General features: G+C 58.1%; 15 protein-coding genes. 8 read left to right on the plus strand and 7 right to left on the minus strand.

What is annotated here, in order from left to right; all coding sequences use genetic code 11:
* Window positions 1-15: 15 nt before the first annotated feature.
* From ACFOOP_RS10030 to ACFOOP_RS10040, 3 genes are all read right to left on the minus strand, one after another.
* On the minus strand, window positions 16-1,896 hold the full coding sequence (locus ACFOOP_RS10030) for a LysM peptidoglycan-binding domain-containing protein (protein WP_379880809.1): 1,881 nt from the start codon (window positions 1,894-1,896) through the stop codon (window positions 16-18).
* Window positions 1,897-1,917: 21 nt separating this feature from the next.
* Window positions 1,918-3,105: a sigma 54-interacting transcriptional regulator gene (locus ACFOOP_RS10035; protein WP_379880810.1), complete on the minus strand. Its 1,188-nt coding sequence runs from the start codon at window positions 3,103-3,105 to the stop codon at window positions 1,918-1,920.
* Between the two features lie 280 nt (window positions 3,106-3,385).
* The gene (locus tag ACFOOP_RS10040) at window positions 3,386-5,125 is read right to left on the minus strand and encodes a S1 family peptidase (RefSeq protein ID WP_379880811.1); all 1,740 of its coding nucleotides are present in this window, start codon (window positions 5,123-5,125) and stop codon (window positions 3,386-3,388) included.
* Between the two features lie 511 nt (window positions 5,126-5,636).
* On the opposite strand from ACFOOP_RS10040, the gene ACFOOP_RS10045 reads away from it, so the two are divergent.
* The 4 genes from ACFOOP_RS10045 to ACFOOP_RS10060 all read left to right on the plus strand — a co-directional run bounded on the left by ACFOOP_RS10045 (window position 5,637) and on the right by ACFOOP_RS10060 (window position 10,208).
* Entirely contained in the window at window positions 5,637-7,706 is a 2,070-nt protein-coding gene (locus ACFOOP_RS10045) for a beta strand repeat-containing protein (protein WP_379880812.1), read from the plus strand.
* Window positions 7,707-7,883: 177 nt separating this feature from the next.
* Entirely contained in the window at window positions 7,884-8,315 is a 432-nt protein-coding gene (locus ACFOOP_RS10050; protein WP_379880813.1) for a hypothetical protein, read from the plus strand.
* A 22-nt stretch (window positions 8,316-8,337) separates the two neighbouring features.
* Window positions 8,338-9,096, plus strand: coding sequence for a C39 family peptidase (locus ACFOOP_RS10055; RefSeq protein ID WP_379880814.1), 759 nt, complete (start codon window positions 8,338-8,340; stop codon window positions 9,094-9,096).
* On the plus strand, window positions 9,096-10,208 hold the full coding sequence (locus ACFOOP_RS10060) for a hypothetical protein (protein WP_379880815.1): 1,113 nt from the start codon (window positions 9,096-9,098) through the stop codon (window positions 10,206-10,208). The genes ACFOOP_RS10055 and ACFOOP_RS10060 overlap by 1 nt, the downstream gene beginning before the upstream one ends.
* Window positions 10,209-10,320: 112 nt before the next feature.
* Here ACFOOP_RS10060 and ACFOOP_RS10065 read toward each other — a convergent pair whose 3' ends face one another.
* Window positions 10,321-10,965 (minus strand): response regulator, encoded by a 645-nt coding sequence (locus ACFOOP_RS10065; protein ID WP_379880816.1) that lies wholly within the window; start codon window positions 10,963-10,965, stop codon window positions 10,321-10,323.
* A 26-nt stretch (window positions 10,966-10,991) separates the two neighbouring features.
* Window positions 10,992-12,137 carry a GAF domain-containing sensor histidine kinase gene (locus ACFOOP_RS10070; RefSeq protein ID WP_379880817.1) on the minus strand — a complete coding sequence of 382 codons (1,146 nt, stop codon included), beginning with the start codon at window positions 12,135-12,137 and terminating at the stop codon, window positions 10,992-10,994.
* Between the two features lie 395 nt (window positions 12,138-12,532).
* On the opposite strand from ACFOOP_RS10070, the gene ACFOOP_RS10075 reads away from it, so the two are divergent.
* The 4 genes from ACFOOP_RS10075 to ACFOOP_RS10090 all read left to right on the plus strand — a co-directional run bounded on the left by ACFOOP_RS10075 (window position 12,533) and on the right by ACFOOP_RS10090 (window position 17,503).
* Window positions 12,533-14,065, plus strand: a complete 1,533-nt coding sequence (locus ACFOOP_RS10075; protein ID WP_379880818.1) for a thymidine phosphorylase family protein — start codon at window positions 12,533-12,535, stop codon at window positions 14,063-14,065.
* Complete coding sequence (locus ACFOOP_RS10080) at window positions 14,062-14,961, plus strand: ribose-phosphate diphosphokinase (protein WP_379880819.1); 900 nt, start codon at window positions 14,062-14,064, stop codon at window positions 14,959-14,961. Before ACFOOP_RS10075 ends, ACFOOP_RS10080 begins: the two co-directional genes overlap by 4 nt.
* Window positions 14,958-16,550 (plus strand): MBL fold metallo-hydrolase, encoded by a 1,593-nt coding sequence (locus ACFOOP_RS10085; protein ID WP_379880820.1) that lies wholly within the window; start codon window positions 14,958-14,960, stop codon window positions 16,548-16,550. Before ACFOOP_RS10080 ends, ACFOOP_RS10085 begins: the two co-directional genes overlap by 4 nt.
* An 83-nt stretch (window positions 16,551-16,633) precedes the next feature.
* On the plus strand, window positions 16,634-17,503 hold the full coding sequence (locus ACFOOP_RS10090) for a universal stress protein (RefSeq protein ID WP_379880821.1): 870 nt from the start codon (window positions 16,634-16,636) through the stop codon (window positions 17,501-17,503).
* Here the strand turns inward: ACFOOP_RS10090 and ppsA are convergent.
* The gene (gene ppsA, locus ACFOOP_RS10095) at window positions 17,500-19,872 is read right to left on the minus strand and encodes a phosphoenolpyruvate synthase (RefSeq protein ID WP_379880822.1); all 2,373 of its coding nucleotides are present in this window, start codon (window positions 19,870-19,872) and stop codon (window positions 17,500-17,502) included. The genes ACFOOP_RS10090 and ppsA overlap by 4 nt on opposite strands.
* An 89-nt stretch (window positions 19,873-19,961) precedes the next feature.
* Window positions 19,962-20,534 (minus strand): phosphoribosyltransferase, encoded by a 573-nt coding sequence (locus ACFOOP_RS10100; protein ID WP_379880823.1) that lies wholly within the window; start codon window positions 20,532-20,534, stop codon window positions 19,962-19,964.
* Window positions 20,535-20,582 lie beyond the last annotated feature (48 nt).

The following is a 20,582-nucleotide window of genomic DNA, read 5'->3' on the forward strand; positions in this document are numbered from 1 at the left end:
GTTTCGTCCTAAATCCTAGTCGAACAGGCGGTATTGCGCCCGGAGCGAGAGGCGCGCATCCGGCGCTTCCGCGGTCGCGCCGATGGCGCCGCTGAGATTGATGCGCAGGCGGTTGTTGATTGCGTAGGACCCGCCAAACAGGAAGGATCCGACAGTTGTCGCCGGCGATTCTGACAGGGTCAGAGTTGTTTGTTGCGGACCGAAGACAAGCAGGTCGTTGATCATGAGGGGGATCGGCACGCCGTCCTCGTCAAGGGCAGGCACCAGATCGCCGCCGTCAACATAGGCCGGATTTTCGTCCGTGCTGGTCGCGATTTCGAAAACCTGATTGCGGAAGACGTTCTCGAATTCGTTGCGCGATCTCAGGAAGAAGCTCTGGTCATATCCAAAGTTGATCGACAGGCGTTCGTTAAGCGACAACCCGACGCCGATGCTGGTGCGGATGGCGTCGCCTGGGTCGAACTCAAGCAGCGTCGTTCTGGTTGGCCGGCTGTCGGAGAGGGCGAAAGTGTCGTCGCCAGGGGCCGGTATCACGCCCGTTTCAGTGTCGATCAGAACAGCGTTCGGCGATGTCGGCATGTTGTACTGATAGCCGACATTTGCGTAGAGCGAGGCCGGATCGCTGGACAGGATGAAGGTGAGGCTCGGCTCGACAGTCCAGAAGCCTGACCCCGTCGCCAGTTCGGTTTCGATGCCATTATCCGCGTTGCGCGCAACATCGAAGGGCCCCGTGCCGGTCGGCGCTTTCACCCGCAGATTGGCGATGGTGTAAGGCCATTTCGTTCCGTTGTTGAGCTGGTAGTGGAGCCCGAAATCCACATCGCCGAGACCGTTGCCGCTGAGGTCGCGAACGGTGGTTGTCGCATCGTCAATGGCGACGCCGGAAATCCGGTCGGTGCGCGATACATAAGGCACGCGGGCGTCAATTTCGAAACGGCTGGTAATGCCGTATTTCGCTGAGAGGCTTTCCGTCACGGCGCGGCGGTCCGTGTCCGTCGCCTCAATGGCGCCGATCAGCACCGCGTCGACAATTTCAATGCCCTGGAAGAAGAAGCGGTTGTCGGAAGCGACCGTGTAATCGATCGCCGGTTCGACATACATCGTCCCGCGCGGCGTCAGGATGCCGCCAATGTCGGAGAAGATGGCGAGATAAGGTCTTTCATCCTCGTCCTCGGGGCGGACGCCCACTTCGGTCGGCAGCGCCCGATCAGGCTTGTCGTCGTCCTTGCGCTGGGGCTTGGTGTCGTTCGCGGCGACCCGCGTCGTTTGTGCGCCGCTCGACGAAGGCGCGGTTGCGGAGGTCGGTTGCGCTTGCGGGGAAGCGGCTGCGGCCTGTTGCGTGTTCGTTGTTTTGGGCTGCGCTTTTTGCGACGGCGCGGCCGGTTTGGGCGCAGGCTCGGCTTGCGCAACCTGCATCGGGGCCGGCTGGCCCGGCAGCGTCAGCGTTGCGCCGGCGCGAAGCGGATAGGGCGGGCGCAGATTATTCGCCTCGGCGATGGCGCGCACGGTGGTGTTGTTGCTGCGCGCGATGGAGGTCAGCGTGTCACCGCTTTTGACCTGATAGGCGGTTTCGGCGGCGGCGGCGTATCGCGGCGCCGCGCCGTCATTCATGGCGGTCACGGTGCGGCTCAGCGCGTTGATCTGTCGCGCTTGCGCTTCAATCAGCGCCGCCTGTTTGGCGATTAGCTCTTCAGCCTCGTCAAGACGCAAGGTCTGAAGCGCAACGATGTCTTTCAGATAGACCAGGTCTTCCTGGATGGTCGGCTTCGGCATCATGGCCGTGTCGCTGCCGGCAGGCGTGTCCGTGACAGCCGGGTCCTGTTCCGCATAAGCGGTGTTGGTTAATGCGGCGGCGAGAACGGCTACGGCGCAATAGCGTAGCAGGTGCGGTTTCATTAAGACTTCCCCCTGGGATGTTTAGCAGTCGTTCAACAAGGCTTTCACTTCGGCGCAAACCGACCGGTAGGCCGATGCAAAATCCTCGCCTTCAAGGCTTTTCTTCAAAGTGTTAAAGGTTCCGCGCGACCGGCCCGACAGGGTCACGGCCTTGGCGATATTGCCATTCGCGGCGTTCAGCGCTTTCAAAAGCATGTAACGGTTCATCAGCGCCGTTGCGTCTTCGACGGCGAAAGAGTTCGCCGGCCCGGCGTTAAGCTGCTCGAAATCGAAGCGCAGATGTTCAGGCAGGATTCTGCCTTTTTCCCGGCGCGCGTAAGGCATCGCCCGCAAAAGAACGTTGCGCAGTTCACGCACATTGCCGGGAAAACGATAGGACTTCAGCCGGTCCGCCGCTTTCGGCGTTAACCGAAGATTGCGGTTTCGCTCATCGCTTTGATTGGCGATCATCCATTCCGCAATTTCGACGACGTCGTCTCCACGCTCGCGCAGGGGCGGAACGTCGATGATCAGCACATTGATCCGGTAAAACAGGTCCGCCCGGAATTTTCCAGCGCAGACATTTTCCTGAAGATTGACATTGGTGGCGGAGATCAGCCGGAAGTCGACTTTTTCAGCCGTCTTGCCGCCAAGCTTTGTCACCATGCCGTCTTCGAGCACGCGCAAAAGATGCGTCTGGATGGTTAGCGGCATGTCGCCGATTTCATCAAGGAACAGGACGCCGCCATCGGCCAGGGCGATCGCGCCTTCGCGTTCAGCGACAGAGCCGGTAAAGGCGCCTTTCACATGGCCGAACAATTCCGACGCGGCGAGCGTTTCCGGCATGGCGCCGGCGTTGATGGGCGAGAAGCCGCCATTTGCGCGCAATCCGCCAAGATGGAGGTGGCGCGCCACCAGCTCCTTGCCGACGCCGGTTTCGCCGGTGATCAGCACCGGGGCCTGGTCGTCTGCGTAGATTTCGATGGTTTCGCGAAGCAGGGCGGCCTGGTCGCTTGAGCCGATAATTTCCGGCGGCGGCAGTTTCGCGCGGGACTTTGCGCGCGGCTCCTGCCGGAGCTGTATCAGATTTGATTGACCGCGTTCGAGCGATCTTTCAGGACGCCTCGCCGTTTTCGAAGGAATGTAAGTTTCCTGCGAGTACGCGCTGGGCGCATAAGGTTGGTCGTAGGCGGCCGAACGGCTTACGCCGTCATAGTCATGGTCATCCATTCGCTTCCCCCAAAGCTGTGCGGACGTTTTTAGTCTTATGGAATATATGAGTGCACGAACACCATCGTCTTCATTAACGAAGACGGCGTTTACTTCTTGCGGCCAGTCCCTCTCCCAAGAGCTTAGCCTATCTCTCCCACACGACAGCAAAACGTACTGTGCCGGCTAAGCTAGACCACCTACCGCAGGAATCAACTGAATTCGGCTGCGTGACATGAATAATTCATCTGAGTAGTAAAAATTCGCCATTTACGCGAATGAATCAACAGCTTGCGCGCGCCTATTCACGGGATGTGGCGCCTTCAAGTTCGATATATTCCGGTGGAAAACAATGGTCTGGGCGTTCGCTGCGCGGCGACAGTCGACACTCACGGAAGCGCTTCCATGCGGCTTGTGCGCCTGCGAAAACGCTTGTCGCGCTGGGCGCTGTTCCATTCTGGCCGCCGTCCGGTTGGGCGGTTGAGAAGGCGACAGTCTGGGCGCTGCTGTCAGTTCCGGCGGGCCAGCTGACGGCGCCGGCGATGAACTCCATACTCACCGGATCGCATTTGGGAGAGCGGCGGAGCAAGATCTGATAATCTTCGATCCCGCCTTCCGGCAATGCCGGCAAGTGAAGCTCGAACGCCGCACGCCACCGCATCACCTGAAGCTGCGTTTCACCTTTTTTGCGCCAATAGGTGTGCAGCGGGCAAAAGCCCGTGCGCGACCGAAGGGAATAATCGAAGGCGAACAGAACATGCTCGCTGTTGCGATCAACGGTGCGCCAGAATTCGGCATACTCGCCTTCCTGGCGAATCAGGAAGCTGCGTGCGTCGGTCTCTATTCCATCCGCGGCGGTGAGCGTAGTTGATAATTCCGGCGCTTCGACTCGGCGGGTCTGCGCCGCGGGTTCGAATTCGATGGTTTCGATGCTGCGCGTAAAGGGCGGCGCGGCGGTTGCGGCGAGAGCCCCAACGGTCGGCGCCGGTTTTTCGCCCGGATGCGCATATTCCATAAAGAAGGACCATGACAACGCATCATCAGCGCGCGTCCAGTGGCTGAGCAGGCGTTTCCAGGCCGGCAGGAAGAGATCGTTCAGGCGCGATTGTTCACGCGCTTCAGACGTCAGGTCGTAGAGCACCTCGGCGCGCTGCGCGGCGCCGTCAGCGTTGGAGCTTTTCGATTCGATGCCATGCGTGTGTATGCCGATCACTTCGCCGGCGGCGTTGAGAATCGGACTGCCGCTATTGCCGCCCGCCGTGGCGAGCCGGTGAATGATCAGATTTGCGATGGCCGGGTTCGGCGTTTCCTCTGCTGAATCGAGCGGCGGCGTAATCGCGGCGATCACCCCGCGCTCGACGCGCGGCGTTGCCGCATCAGGTGCAAAGCCGTCATCTAGGGTGTCATAAGGATAGCCAATAACCGCGATCGGGGCCCCCGGCTCAAGGGCGAGAAGCGCCTCTTCAGATGCGATCGGGAGGTCAGGGCCAAGCCTGTTTTCACCGGTTTCGGGGTCGGCGGGATCGACCGTAATCAGCGCCGCGTCAAAAGCGAGATCGCGCAAAGGCGCTGTTTTCGGCTCATAAACAGAAGAGTTGGGTCGGATCGGCTGGTGGTCCTCGACCAGTGTGCGAAAGACGCCATAGCCAGCGTGAAGGCGCCGCGAGACAACCGGGATTTTCGCACTGGAGGCGCGGTTAAGCAGATAGACGCTGGCTTCGGGATCGTCGAGCGGCAGTGAACTGGCTGTGTGCGCCGCTGTGGCGAGCAGGCCATGCTCCCGGTCAATAACGAAAGCCGTTCCCCGCGACGCGCCGTTGACGACGATCAGATAAACCGAGCCGGTCGCATGGGCGAGTGTGTCCGGCGCAATGACAGCCGAGAGGGCGGCGTCGGCTTTTTCACCGGCGGCGCGCACTTCATCCTGCAGCGTTTCCGTGCGCTCGCGTAAACGCCGGATTTCAGCGTAACGCGATGTTTCAAGGAAAAGCAGAGCAATCGCTATGGCGACAATCGCCAGCGCTGACACAAGCCGGGTCATGACATTCCCTTTTGTCGTGCTGCCAGGACGAGCATGTGTTCCCCCAAATACTCACGGCGACATAATCACAACGACATCATAGCGACGGGCGCGGCGACTGCGCACATTCAAGATGATCAATGACGGCTTGTCGAGCAATTACCAGGCCGGACAGAAACGCAAACGAAGTTGGTCCGGCGCAAGCGTGCGGGACATTTTCAGGAATGAGACAAGGCGCAGCGGCGATGATGACGAATGCGCAACCTGCTGTGCATTCCAGCTTGCGCCTGAACACATTGTTGCGGCGCAGCAATCTCGCTTTCTTTCCATTTCGTAACAAAGATCATCCAGCATTTACAGAATGTTAAGCAATCTTTGTCGCCCGCTGGACCGTTTTGGCACAGTGATTGCAATCAAAGACGGCGTTGGGGGGGACAAGCTCCCAATGGCGATCACCGTGGCTTTCCCGGGATAGAAACGGGGAGGGGTGCGAGGGTCGCTTTGCAGTGAAACCATAGTGGGAGACGATCAAGTGAAACTTAAGCTTTTGACAACGATTGCAGCCTCCGCGCTGCTCGCTTCTGCGGGCGCCGCCTGGGCTCAACCGAGCGAGGCTGGTCCCGGCGCACAGGAATCTGGCGACGGCAACCAGTCTACGGACGATGATGTCATTGACGCCGATGTTCTCAGCAACAACGGCAACGACAATGACAGCTCGGACAATTCCGACAACTCCGTGAACGATTCCGGCAATGCCGACGTTGACGCGTTTTCGGGCGACGGCTCCGATAACGACGCTCTCGATGTCGACAATTCCGGCAATGACAGCTCGGACAACTCGGACAACTCCGATAACTCCGACAACTCCGACAATTCGTCCGACACCGACGCCTTCACGGGCGACGACAGCGACGTGATCGACGCCGACATCTATGACAACGGCAACGACAACTCGGACAATTCGGTCAATGATTCGGGCAACGCCGATCTCGACGCCTTCACCGGCGCCGACAGCGACATCAATGACATCGATGTTCAGGACAACGGCAACGACAGCTCGGACAACTCCGACAACTCCGACAACTCCGTTGACGCCTTCACAGGCGACGACAGCGACGTTCTCGATGTTGACAATTCCGGCAACGACAGCTCGGATAACTCGGACAATTCCGATAATTCGACTGATCTTGACGCGTTTTCGGGCGACGGTTCCGACAACGACGTGCTCGACGCCGACATCTACAACAACGGCAACGACAGCTCGGACAACTCGACCGACACTGACGCCTTCACGGGCGACGACAGCGACGTGATCGACGTTGACAATTCCGGCAACGACAATTCGGACAACTCCGACAACTCCGACAACTCCGTCAATGATTCCGGCAATGCCGATCTCGACGCGTTCTCGGGCGACGGTTCCGACAACGACGCTATCGACGCCGACATCTACAACAACGGCAACGACAGCTCGGACAACTCGACCGACACTGACGCCTTCACGGGCGACGACAGTGACGTGCTCGACGTCGACGTTACCGACTCTGGCAACGACAACTCCGACAACTCTGATAATTCAGACAACTCGATCAATGATTCGGGCAATGCTGATTTTGACGCGTTCTCGGGCGACGGTTCGGACAATGACGTGAACGACATCGACACGACCGATTCGTTCAACGACAACTCCGACAACTCCGTTGACGCGTTTTCGGGCGACGGTTCCGACAACGACGTGATCGACGTTGATGTTGCTGACTCCGGCAACGACAACTCGTCTGCAGACAACGGTTCTGCAAACAACGGTTCGTCGATCGACAACTCCGACAACTCCGATAATTCGGACAACTCGGACAATTCCGACAACTCCATCAATGATTCGGGCAACCTCGACCTGAACGTTTCCGACAACGGCAACGAGACGAACGAGGCTTCCGACGGTTCGAACTCCGCTAGCGGCGGTTCGACACAGTCGAACACCAGCACGAACATTGACGTTGCAGACAGCGGCAACACCACGACCGACGATGACGGTCTGGATATTGACGGTGACGGCTCGGACAATGACGGTCTCGATATCGACATTTCCGACTCCGGCAACGACAACTCGGACAACTCCGACAACAACACTGCCGACAATGGCTCCGCGACCGCAAACGACAGCGGTTCGGTCACCGTCGACAACTCGGACAACTCCGACAATTCCGACAACTCCGACAACAACACCGCTGATGGCGGTTCTGCTGTCGCCAACGACAGCGGTTCCGTGAATGTCGACAATTCCGACAATTCCACGACTGTTGACGTTGCGGTTGATGTCGACGCTTCGGATAACTCCGACAACTCGATCAATGACTCCTACAACACGACGTTGGAGCTCACGATCGGCGACGTCCAGCTGAACTCGAATGAGCTTTCAGCTTCTGTTAGCGACGTGACTTTCGCGACGCCGGCATTCGACGGTTCGTTCACGACTGGCAACATCAACAACCAGTCCATGACGGATAACCGTGGTCTGACGATCAACAACAGCAACACTGGTGTTGGCAGCTTCTCGAACTCGCAGAACGTCAACGTTGGTACGGTAAACACACCTAACTAAGCGTGTGAGCCTATGGACGCTGCAGGGAATTTTCCCTGCAGCGTCTGCCTTAATAAAAGATAACTATTAGATCTTGAGAACGGTGCTACTTTACAAACATCAAATTTCCGGTGGTCGCGTTTGTCGCGAATTAAATTTCGAAAGTCGCCGGGAAGTTGTGTTAGGGGGAATATCAAAATGGGTATGAGTGCGTGGGGTTTCATTATCACGCCGGTGCTGATCGCATCGAACCCGGGTCTTTCAGACGTGGAGCGCGAAGCTCAGCTTGACGCTTATGCGCCCGTCGCCGCAGAACAAATGCTTGATGTCTTCGACGAAGTGGCCTCGCTGGCCGGTGTGAGCGCGCTTGATGACGCGACCATGTCAACGGCTTCCGGCGGCGCCTACACCGCGATCGACATCGCCAATCTCGGCGTCAATATCGCTGAGAACAATGGCAGCGTTAACAACATCAACGCGAATAATTCCACCAGCGGCAATGTGTCGAACAACATCGTTTCGGACAACAGCGGCATCACCACGGTGTTCAACAACACCGGGACTGGCGTTGTCATGCAAAGCGTCGTTAATTTGAACATCTTCCTGCAAGGGGCAGGGCCTGGTCAGTAATATTAAGGGTTTTGGGGGAAAAATGAGCTTCTTTAATCGCAATCTGAACTGCGGACGGCGTCTTGGCGCCGGGGCGGCGATTGCGTTGGCGCTCTCTTTCCTCGGATCGTTCGGCGCGCGCGCCGGCGATATTGATTTCTTTGTCGGCGGCGCTTCGGCGCGCGTTCCTGTCGTCAGCATGGCGGAGCGCAAATTCACGACTGTCGTCAGGCAACAATATGATTTCAGCTGCGGCTCGGCCGCGCTGGCGACGCTGTTAACCTTTCACTATGACCGCGAAACGTCGGAGACCGATGCCTTCAAGGCCATGTGGGAAGTGGGCGACCAGAACCGCATTCGCGAGCTTGGCTTTTCGCTTCTGGAAATGAAGCGCTATCTCGAAAGTCTCAATCTCAAAGCGGACGGGTTTGTTTTGAGTCTTGACCGGGTTCAGGAAATTGGCGTTCCCGGCATCGCGCTTGTAGATGTGCGCGGATACAAACATTTTGTTGTAATCAAAGGCATAACGGACGAGGTCGTATTGATCGGCGACCCGTCTTCGGGAGTTGTATCGTTGCCGCGTAACATATTTGAGCAACGGTGGGATGGAACGATTTTATTTATTCGTTCTGATGTCGTGCGCGGTAAGCAGAGTTTCAACCAAGTTGCCGACTGGCGCCTTGCGCCGTCGGCCCCGCATGACCGGGCGCTTGATGATGAATCGCTTCAATCGCTTTATCTAAATCAGACGCGTCCATCTTTCTCTGGCTTCACGATCAACACCATTGTGGAGGTTCGATAATGTTCTTCGTGAAATCCGCCAGCATCATGGGCGCCGCCAGCCTGATTTCCCTGGGCGCAGCCGTTGCGAGCGAGCCGGATGATCTTTTTACCGCAGGCCTGCTTGAGCTGAATGAAAAGCCCATGTCGGCGAATGAGCTTGGCGAGGCGCGCGGCGGCTTCAGGTTTGGCGGCCTCGACTTCAATATCGGCATACAGGTGTTGCCGCCTACGTTTAATCCCCTTCCCGATGGCCCTTTTGGCGGCAATGGCGGACCTTTTGGATCTAATGGCGGTCCATTCGGTCAGAATGGCGGCCCGTTCGGCAATAACGGAAATCATAACAACAACAGCGCCAGCCAGAACAACACACCTTCCGCGCCTCAGTCTGTTGCGCAGAACACGCCGGCTGCATCATCGCAACAACCAGCGGCCCAACAGCCAACGACTGTAGCGAGCGCTGCGCCGTCAACATCTGCGCCTAGCGCTCCCGCCGCCTCATCCACCCCTGCGGCCACCACCACGCCAACGCCGCCAGCGGCGACAGCAGCCAACACAAGCACGACATCCGCCCCCACGTCATCCACTCCGCCTGCAGCTGTTGCAAATACCTCCCCGGCGTCGGCAACGAATAACAACACCCAGACGGCCTCCAATTCCACACCAGCGCCGTCAACGCCATACATGCCGCTGCCAACGCCTGGTTCATCATCGACAGACGCGTCGCAAGGCGATCAGGACACGTCGTCTTCATCTCCTCCCCCAGAGGTAAGTTCGCCTGCTCCTTCGGCGGTCCCAGCGGTTCCCGAGTCGAGAACGCAGTACAGCATTCCCCTTGGCAAAGCGGTTTCGACCGGCAATGGAAACAGCGGGAAAAATTCGCCGCCCGTGTCTCCACCTGCCACGATTTCCGCCACGCTGAAGAATATTGACGAACCGAAAGGCATTCGTGGAATCGAATCGAACGGGCTTAGCAGCGTTATCAATAACACGCTGAACAATGTGTTCATTTCTCAGGAAGTGGTCATGAATGTTCAGGTGACGAATTATGACTTCGCCATGAGCATGAGACGTGTGAGCAATGTCACCTCACAGGCCGTCTCCCAGAGCTTCTTCCTGCCCGGCCTCAATTAAAACAGGCTGTGCCAGTCAGGCTTGAGTCAGAGCTATCTGATTTTCTAAAACGGGTTTTCCATTAGGAAAGCCCGTTTTGTTTTGAGCGAGAGCCTCGCGCGGCAAGTTCTGGCTAGTCAACGAGCTGATGCTTCACCGCGTACAGCGCGGCCTGGGTGCGGTCCGTGACATCAAGCTTCGATAGAACCACGCTGACATAGCCCTTCACGGTGCCTTCCGTGAGGTTATGGTCATAAGCGATGACCTTGTTGCTTTTGCCGCTTGCGATCGCCTTCAGAATATCAAGTTCCCGCGGGGTCAGTTTTTCATGGGGCAAGCGCTCCCCGGTCGCGCGGCGTAGAAGTTGTTTCTGTACGGAGGGATGGAAAACGGGCGCCCCGCGATAGGCGCTTTCGATAGACCAGACCAGTTCGCCGCGTGAAACATCCTTCAGCAAATAACCCATCACCTCCGCGTCGATCGCCTCTTGAAGTTTGAGATCGTCGCCCAGCGCGCTCGTCAACAAGATCACTCTTGACGGCAATCCCTTTCGCCGGATCTCGGCGGCGGCTTCTATGCCGCTGCGGCCGGGCAGGGTCACATCCATCAGGATGATGTCGGGTTTCAACGTCGCCGCGAGCTGTTCGCCTTGCTCGGCGTCGCCAGCCTCGCCGACGATCTCAATGCCGGGCTCGTCGCTCAAAAGCGTGCGCAATCCCTCCCGGACGATCGGGTGGTCATCGACGATCATGACGCGTATGGCGGCGCGTTCCATCATCCTGGCCTTTCTCCCTTGGGAGCCTTTTAAGCCAGGGGAAGGCGAACCTCAACGCCGAACCCTTGCGGCGTGCGATTGAGGATGTGGAGATCGCCGCCGAGGCGGGCGGCGCGGGCGCGCATACTGGGCAGCCCGATCTGTGTCGATGCGGTCATCTCGGCCTTGTCCTCAGGCATCCCACGGCCGTCATCGAGGATGCGAAATATCAGCTCGCTTTCGTGATAGTCCAGCGAAATGAAGATGTTATCGGCCTTGCCATGGCGTATGGCGTTGGCCAGCGCTTCCTGTGCGATGCGCAAGAGCGCTTCAGCCTGATCCGGGGCCAGGCGCCGGTCATCAACATTGATCGTCACGGCGGCGTATTCATTTGCGGTGAGGGCGCAGTGCCGGGCCAGCGCCTTGGAGAGCCCGTCGGCGCGGGCGTAAGCGGCGAGGGAGTCCCTGTCCTCGGGCGGGCCGCGCAATTCAAACAGGAGCGCTTTCATCTCACGCTGGGCGAGGCTGGCGATGTCGATGAGGCGCGAAGTGCGGGCGTCGCCTTCCTTCTTGCTGCGCTCATACCCGGCGCCGACCGATTGCGCGACAAGCGACAGGGAAAAGATCAGCTGACTGACATTATCGTGGAGATCGCGGGCGAGGCGCTGGCGTTCCTTCAGCCCGGCGTAATTTTTTTCCCGTTCATAGGAACGGGCGTTGTTAATGGCGATGGCGGCGTGCCGCGCGAAAATGCCAAGCATCCGGATATCGTTGTCGCCAAAGCGTTTCGGCGGACCGGCGCCAATGCCGAAAGTGCCGATAATATCGCCGCGCCACATGATCGGCATGCCGATGACGCTGTCTTCATCCATGCCGTGCAGCTTTGGTCTTTCCAAAGAGCCATAGGTCTCAAGCAGCACAGGCGCGCAACGGGCGTAAACGCTGCCCGCCAATCCTTCATCCGGTGAGGAAATGGATCCGAGTTCCTCGGGCGGCATGCGGTAAACGGCCTCGATGCGGACGATGCCTTCCTCGGGAACGACAAGGCCGATGGAGCCCCGTTCCGCGCGCAACAGCTCGCAGGCTTTTTGAACGATGATCGTCAAAAGCGGGCGTAGCTCAAGCTCCCCACTGATGACCTCGATCATCTCGCGCAGGTGATCCTGATCGATCATGGAGGCGGGAGAGTCTGTCATCCTCGGGACCGGCGCTATTTGCTTCCGACAGGGGCGGGCGCCTAACCAAAGTTAGCGTCCTCTCACGCGAATTGCAGCACTGATCAACGTCTTTGGCAAGGCGCACGCCAAGAGGCATGCCGCAACGCGCCGATGCGCCGCCTGGTTATGGACGGCGCGCGTTGCTTTTTTGCGATGCGGCGCGATTGTGCTTCGGAAAGATCTTTCACAACGAAAACGCCGCACTTTTTTGAGAATCAGTTGCACGAGATCAAGGTCAGCAGGTGATACTATTATATCGTGGTGACATGCAGTCTGCGTCCCGGAGAGGGAGGCGCCGCATGATCTTATTGCGGCAGGCGTAGAGTGAATGATATCGCTGCAACAATGCCTGGCGGTCGATCCGGAGAATGAGCATGGCGGCGCAGACGGATTATTTAAAAATAAAATACGTTGCGATCGATACCGACCCGGAAAACACGGTTTTCCTATCCCGGCAATGCACAGTTTATCGCCCGGAGGAATTCAGGGCGCTGAAGAAAATTGAAGTCAGCGCCGGGACGAAGAAACTTCTCGCCACGCTGGTTGTCACGGATGACCACACGATTACGGCGCCGGACGAGCTTGGCGTCGGAGCGCCCGCCTTCCGGCGGCTTGGTCTTGCCGAAGGCGCCAGCGTGCAGATCGCACAGGCGACGCCGCCGCGCAGCCTTGACGCAGTGCGGCGCAAGATCGGCGGCGAAGTGATGAGCGCCGAAGATATAAAAGCCATCATCACTGATGTCGCCACGCATCGTTACTCGCCTATGGAAATCGCCGCTTATTTGATTGCGTCAGCCAGTTTCACGACAACGGATGAGCTGTTGGCGACAACGCGGGCGATGGCGGAGAGCGGAACAGAAATTAAATGGAACGCGCCGCTCATTGTTGACAAACATTGTATTGGCGGGATTCCGGGTAATCGCACCTCGATGATCGTGGCGCCCATTGTTGCGGCGCATGGGCTTAAAATGCCGAAAACATCGTCGCGTGCGATCACATCGCCAAGCGGCACGGCGGACACCATGGAAGTGCTCGCAAATGTGGCGCTTTCAATTGACGATATGAAGCGCGTTGTCGGTCTCGAAAACGCCTGTCTCGCCTGGGGCGGCCATGTCAATCTCTCACCCGCCGATGATGTCTTGATCACGGTGGAGCGGCCTCTGGCGATCGATACGCGCGAACAGATGGTCGCTTCCATATTGTCGAAAAAACTGGCGGCGGGATCGACACATATTGTGCTCGATATTCCTGTGGGGCCGACGGCGAAGGTCAGATCGCAAGGCGATGCGGTGCGCCTTCGCAAGCTCATGGAATATGTGAGCGCCGAAATCGGTCTCGTGATCGATGTTGTCTTCACGGATGGCGCGCAGCCCGTGGGGCGCGGCGTCGGCCCGGTGCTGGAGGCGCGCGACGTCATGGCGGTGTTGACAAATCAGCCAGATGCGCCGGCCGATCTCCGCGCGCGGTCATTATTGCTGGCGGGGCGTGTTCTCGACTTTGACCCGGCCTTGCGCGGCGGCGCCGGGCGGGTGCGGGCGCAGGAGTTGCTTGATTCCGGTGAGGCCCTTGCCGCGATGGAGCGGATCATTGAAGCGCAAGGGCGCGCGGCGTCGCCAGCCTGCGCCGGCGAATTGACCGCGGAGATTGTAGCAACCTGTGACGGCGTTGTCGGCGCCATGGATTGCTTCCGGATCGCGCGCATTGCGCGGCTTGCAGGCGCTCCCACGGACAAAGGCGCCGGCATCGACCTATTCAAAAAGATCGGCGATCACGCCAGAAAGGGAGACCCGCTTTATCGCATCCATTCCTGTTTCGCGTCCGATTTCGAATTCGCCAAGGCGATGGCGCACGAAGACTCAGGCGTAATGGTGGACGGCACAGCGGTGCGAGGAAGCATAAAGGAATGATGAAGCGCCTGATTGCAGCGATGCCGGAGGATCTGAAAGCGGCCCAAAGGCTGGAAGCGAAAACCGGCGTCGCGCTGTCGGAAATCAACATTCACAAGTTTCCGGATGGAGAAAGCCTTGTGCGGGTCCCGTCAATTGCGGAAACGGTGATTGTCTATTGTTCGCTGAATGACCCAAACGCGAAGCTCATAGAGCTTGGGCTGGCGGCCTCTGCGTTTCGGGACGCTGGCGTGAAGCGGTTAGTCCTGGTCGCGCCTTATCTTTGTTATATGCGTCAGGATATCGCCTTTCACAAAGGAGAAGCGGTGGCCCAGCGCGTTGTCTGTGGGCTGCTGGCGCAATGGTTTGACCGTGTCATCACCGTGGAGCCGCACCTTCATCGCACAAAAACGCTTGCGGCCGTGATGCCGGGCATTGAAACGTCAGCTCTGTCTGCGGCCTCCTTGCTGGCGGATCTGATCCAGCACGATGCTGTTGCGGTGACTGATATGCTTATTGTCGGGCCTGACGCTGAGTCGCAAAGCTGGACGGCGTCCGTGGCGTCCGCAGTTGGCGCGCAGTATATGACGTTAAGGAAACAACGCGAGGGTGACTGCAAGGTGTCTGTAACGGCGGAAGACACAGCAACTATCGCGGATAAGCATATTTATCTTGTCGATGATGTCATTTCCACAGGAGCGACTATTTCCGCCGCCGCCTCGCTTTTAAAAACTCACGGCGCAAAGCGTATAGATGTGCTGGCCGCGCATGCCCTGTTCACAAAAGCGGATGAACAAAACATGCTGAAGGCGGGCGTCGCGTCGATTCGCTCGACAGACACCGTGGCGCACGCCACAAATGCGGCGGAGATTTCGCCTTTGCTCGCTGCGGCGCTGGAGAAGGAGTGGCGTTCATGAGTATGCGGATAAAATTTTGCGGCGCTGCGGGAACGGTCACCGGCTCGTGCTACTGGATCGAGCATGAAAAGGGCGCCTTTATCGTCGATTGCGGCATGTTTCAGGGTTCGAAAACCCTTAAGGAGCTTAATTACGGCGACTTTCCGTTTCCGGCGGATGAAGCGGAGTTCGTTTTGCTGACGCATGCGCATATCGATCACAGCGGCTTGCTGCCGAAACTGATGTGCAACGGCTTTGAGGGAAAGGTCTATGCGACGGAAGGGACGAGAGATCTTCTGCGCTTCATGTTGCCAGACAGCGGCTATATTCAGGAAACGGAAGTCGGCTTTCTGAACCGCCGAAATGCGCAGCGCGGCCGTAAAGCGGTTGAACCGATTTACACCAGCGAACAGGGCGCGACGGCGGCGGAAGAGATTATCGCCAGAGATTATCAGCGTTGGTTCGAGCCGGGGCCCGGCGTGCGGGCGCGGTTCTGGAACGCCGGACATATTCTCGGGTCGGCGTCCATTGAAGTGGAAATCGAAACCGGAGACGACGAAGAGCGCATCATGCGGCTTTTGTTTTCCGGCGATATCGGGCCCGATCACAAGCTGTTCCACCCTGACCCCGACGGGCCCAGCAATCTTGATTATGTGATTTGCGAGGCGACCTATGGCGCCCGCGAGCGGCCGGTCTTGAAGCCTGATGCGCGCCGCAAGGTGCTGGGCGGCATCGTGCAGCAGGCGATGGAGCGCGGCGGAGTGCTGGTCATTCCGGCTTTCAGCGTTGAGCGCACGCAGGAGCTTCTCGCCGATCTCAGCATGTTGATGAAGAAAGGCGAGATCGAGGAGCGGATTGTGTTTCTGGACTCGCCGCTTGCGATCAAGGCGACCGAGACCTTCGAACGCCATGCAGACGATCTGGAAGATCTCGGTCTCAATGGCGACCTTTTTCAAAATCCTGCTTTTCATTTCACGCGTACGGTCGATGAAAGCAAGGCCATCAACAATTATGAGAACGGCGTCATCATCATCGCCGCCAGCGGCATGTGCGAGGCGGGCCGTATTCGCCATCATTTAAAACGCCGGTTGTGGGACAAGAAGAACACCATCTTGCTGACGGGCTATCAGGCAGGCGGCACGCTCGGCGCCATCCTGGAGCAGGGCGCTAAAGCGGTGCGCATTCAGGGCGAGGAAGTTCGCGTAAACGCGCATATTCAGTCCATCGATATTTATTCCGGGCATGTGGATGCAAGCGGCCTTTTTGACTGGATGATGGCGCGCAAGCCCGTGACGCGCGGCGTCTTCTTAACGCATGGCGAAAGCGAGGGGCTTGAGGCGTTGCGCAGCCGTCTTGTCGCCGCCGGATTTGACAATGACCGCGTGATTGTTCCGAGCCTTGATGATGAAGTCGACCTCCTGGGAGAGGGCGGGATTTCAACGCGAACCGGCCCCCGGCGTTTGGGGCATGCGGGTGTGGTCAATCTGGACTGGCACAATGACCTGGCCCAGCTTTCTCTCGATATCCGTGAGGCGCTGGAAGGAGCGGCGGATGAGCGCGCCCGAAACGTTATTTTGCGGCGTTTGCGCCGCGCCCTTGAAGAAGAATAGACTGCGCGGGAGGATGCATTGACTTTGGTCAATAAAGGCATCTGAAGCTCGGGCTAGGCTTCTTTTTTTCAGGAGAGACCGTCATGGCGCTAAAATCGATCTTCATTCCGTTCTTTGAAGAGAAGTCGGCTGAAACCGCCTTTCGCGCCGCTGTGGCGCTTCGAAAAGAATCCAAAGGGCATCTCACCGCTGTCCATATCCGCAGCCGTCCCGTTCCCGCCACCACCGTTTACTTTCCTCTTGGCGGCGTCTCCACTGAGTTTACGGAAAGTTTTCAGAAGGCTGAAGATACGCTCGCAGACAATCTGAAAGAGCTTTTCACCAAGATATGCGCTGACACCGGCGTTGGCGTAGTCCCCCTTGAAGAACACAAGGACGAACATGGCGCCACGGCGTCATGGAGTGAGGGGGAAGGCGACGTCTTGATGGAATACGCCCTTCAGGCGACCGCATATGATTTTTCCATCCTCGCCGCGGCGGGCGATGACGCCAGCCCGATGGAAGAAAGTATTGCTGAAAGTCTTTTGTTTGAGTCGGGCCGGCCTGTGTTGTTGGCGCCGGCAAGCGGTCTTCCCGGCGCGCCGAAAAAAATCGTGGTCGCCTGGAACGGCAGTCAGGAGGCGGCGCGCGCCGTCGCTGCATCGCTCTCACTGCTGCAGAGCGCGGAAACGGTGACGGTGATTTCCGTGCGCAAGGCCGATGAACCCTTTATCAACACTGATGACATCACCGCTTATTTGCGCCTCCACGGCGTCGAGGCGGCGCGTATGAAGGTAGAGGTGCAGGACAATGAAAATGTCACTGCACGGCTGGATAAGGAAATCCGGCAGGAACAGCCGGATCTGTTGGTGATGGGCGCCTATTCTCACAGCCGCTGGCGCGAGGCTGTGTTGGGCGGCTTTACCCGCCACATGATACATGAAGCGAAGATGCCAGTTTTGATGATGCGCTAGCGGGGCTTTTCCGCGGCGGCGACAGTCTCTTTCACTTTGAGGAAGCTGTCTGGGTTCACCGAGATTGATGTGACGCCTTCCTCAACGAGAAACGCAGTGAATTCCGGATAATCGCTCGGCGCCTGACCGCAGATGCCAACCGGCGCGCCTTTCGCCCCGGCCTTTTTAATCAGCTCTGAAATGAGTGTGGTGACAGCCGCATTGCGCTCATCGAAGAGCGGTTGCAACATGGCGCTGTCACGATCAATGCCTAATGTAAGCTGCGTTAAATCATTTGAGCCGATGGAAAAACCATCGAAGCGGTCGGCAAACGCTTCAGCAAGAATGATGTTCGACGGAATTTCGGCCATGACGTAGATCTCAAGGCCATGCTCGCCACGTTTAAGGCCATTGCCCGCCATTTCCTCAATCACCCGGTCCGCCTCCTCCAGTGTGCGGCAAAACGGGATCATCAGTTTGATGTTGGAAAGGCCAAGCGTTTCGCGGGCGCGGCGCATCGCCCTGCATTCAAGCGCAAAACCATCCCGATAATTATCGTGGTAATAGCGGCTGGCCCCGCGCCAGCCGATCATCGGATTATCTTCTTCAGGCTCAAATGCTTTGCCGCCGATGAGACTTGCATATTCGTTGGTTTTGAAATCGCTCAACCGCACGATAACGGGGTTGGGGTAATGCGCAGCCGCGATCCGGGCGACGCCGCGGGACAGGAGGTCGATGAAATATTCCTCCTTGTCATCATAGGCTCTGGTGAGTTTTTCAATCTCTTGGCGGGCCCTCTTGTCTTCAAGGCTGTCAAATCGCGCGAGCGCCAGCGGGTGAATTTTGATGATGTCGCTGATGATGAACTCAATGCGCGCAAGGCCGACGCCGTCGCTCGGTAGCCGCCACCAGCGATAGGCGGTCGACGGGTTCGCCATATTGAGCATGATCTGCGTGTGCGTTTTCGGCGCGGCGGTCAGGTCGAGCGCTCTGGAGTCAAAATCAAGCAGGCCGTCATAGACATATCCGGTCTCGCCTTCGGCGCAGGAAACGGTGACGTCCTGTCCGTCACGCAGGATTTCAGTCGCGTTTCCGGCGCCGACAATCGCGGGAAGGCCGAGCTCGCGGCTGACAATGGCGGCGTGGCTGGTGCGCCCGCCATGATCGGTGACGATGGCGGCGGCCTTTTTCATGATGGGCGCCCAGTCAGGGTCGGTGGTTTTTGTGACCAGCACCGATCCGTCCTTGAAATTGGCGATATGATCTGCGCTTTCGATACGGCAGACTTTACCCGATGCGATTGCGTCGCCAATCGCCGAGCCTTCAAGCAATCGCGTCCCGCTGCCTTTCAGGTGATAGGTTTTCAAAGCCCCCGCGGCTTTGCGCGTCTGCACCGTTTCCGGGCGCGCCTGTACGATGAAAAGTTCGCCGGTTTCGCCGTCTTTCGCCCATTCCATATCCATGGCCTGGCCATAATGGTCTTCAATCTTCAGGGCCCAGCGCGAGAGTGTCAGAATTTCCGACTCAGTCAGGACATAAGCGTTGCGCTCTTCGGGGGACGTTTGTTTCAGGGCGACGGGCCGGTCTCCGCCAGTTGCGTAAACCATTTTCTGTTCTTTGGCGCCGCATTTTTTGTGCAGGATGGGGCTCAGCGTCGCATTGTTCAGCAAAGGTTTGAAAACTTCATACTCATCGGGATCGACCATGCCCTGAACGACGGTTTCGCCAAGGCCCCACGCGCCGTTGATCAGCACAATATTCGGAAATCCGCTTTCTGTGTCGATGGAGAACATGACGCCTGACGACCCCTCGTCGGAGCGGACCATACGCTGCACGCCCACGGACACCGCGACATCCATCTGGCCAAAACCATGATTGCGCCGATAGCTGATGGCCCGATCCGTATAGAGCGAGCTGAAACATTTTCGGCAGGCTTCCATCAGCGCCGCGGCGCCCTGAACATTGAGATAGGTTTCAAGTTGGCCGGCGAAACTTGCCTCGGGAAGGTCCTCCGCCGTGGCGCTTGATCGTGCGGCGACGCTGGGCGCGGGGCCGCCTTCGGCCAGCTTTTCATATGCCCCGCGAATGGCGTCGGCCAAAACCTCTGGCATCTCTCCTTCCAGAATGAGTGCGCGCACCGCTCGTCCCACATCGGCGAGCGCGCCCGAGTCTTTTTCATATCGCGCCAGTTCGCGCGCAAGCTTTTCGTCAAGCCCGTTTGCTTCAAGAAATTTTTTATAGGCCGCGGCTGTGACGGCGAAACCGCCGGGAACCCGAACGCCCGCCTCGAAAAGGTTGCTGACGAGTTCGCCGAGGGATGCGTTCTTGCCGCCGACGCGCGCGACATCATCTCTCGAAATATCTGAGAACCATGCAATATAATCGGTCATGGAGTATCCTGCCTCTCTATGGACATCGAATGACATCGTTCAAGCGTATCGATGACATCCTGATCGGTGAGTTGAGGAAAGGATTCATATCACGAACCCACGGATAAAAAGGGATAGGGCGTTGTGAGGACGGCGACGTCATCAGCGGTTTTCAGGAGATTTCGCACGGCGTCCTCCGGCGCAACAGGAATGGCGACAATGATGCGGCCGGCCTTCGCCTTGCGCATGGCGGCGACGGCAGCCTCCATCGTGGCGCCTGTGGCGAGACCGTCATCGACGATAATCGCCGTTCGCCCCTCGGGTGAAATTGCTGGACTGTCTTTCATATAAAGCTGTCGGCGGCGTTCGATTTCGCGCAGCGCGGCGGTTTTGGTTTCCTCAATATAGCGATCCGGAACGGCCAGTTCGGAAACGATATCCTGATGAAGGATCGTCGTTGGCGCCCCGCCGTCGACGATGGCGCCCATGGCGAGTTCCTCATGTCCGGGCGCGCCGAGTTTGCGGACGAGAATAAGGTCAAGCGGCGCTTTCAGGCGGCGCGCAACTTCTTCCGCGACAGGCAGGCCGCCGCGCGGCAGGGCGTAGACAACAGGATTAGCCGTCGCATAAAGCGCAAGCTTGTCCGCGAGTAATTTCCCAGCCTGTCGGCGATCCTTGAACAAGGGAAAACTCCCTTCTTTCGTTCTGCTCTGTATTTTAAACACAACGCC

The organism is Hyphococcus aureus, assembly GCF_042643165.1.
GTDB classification, from domain to species: Bacteria; Pseudomonadota; Alphaproteobacteria; order Caulobacterales; family Parvularculaceae; genus Hyphococcus; species Hyphococcus aureus.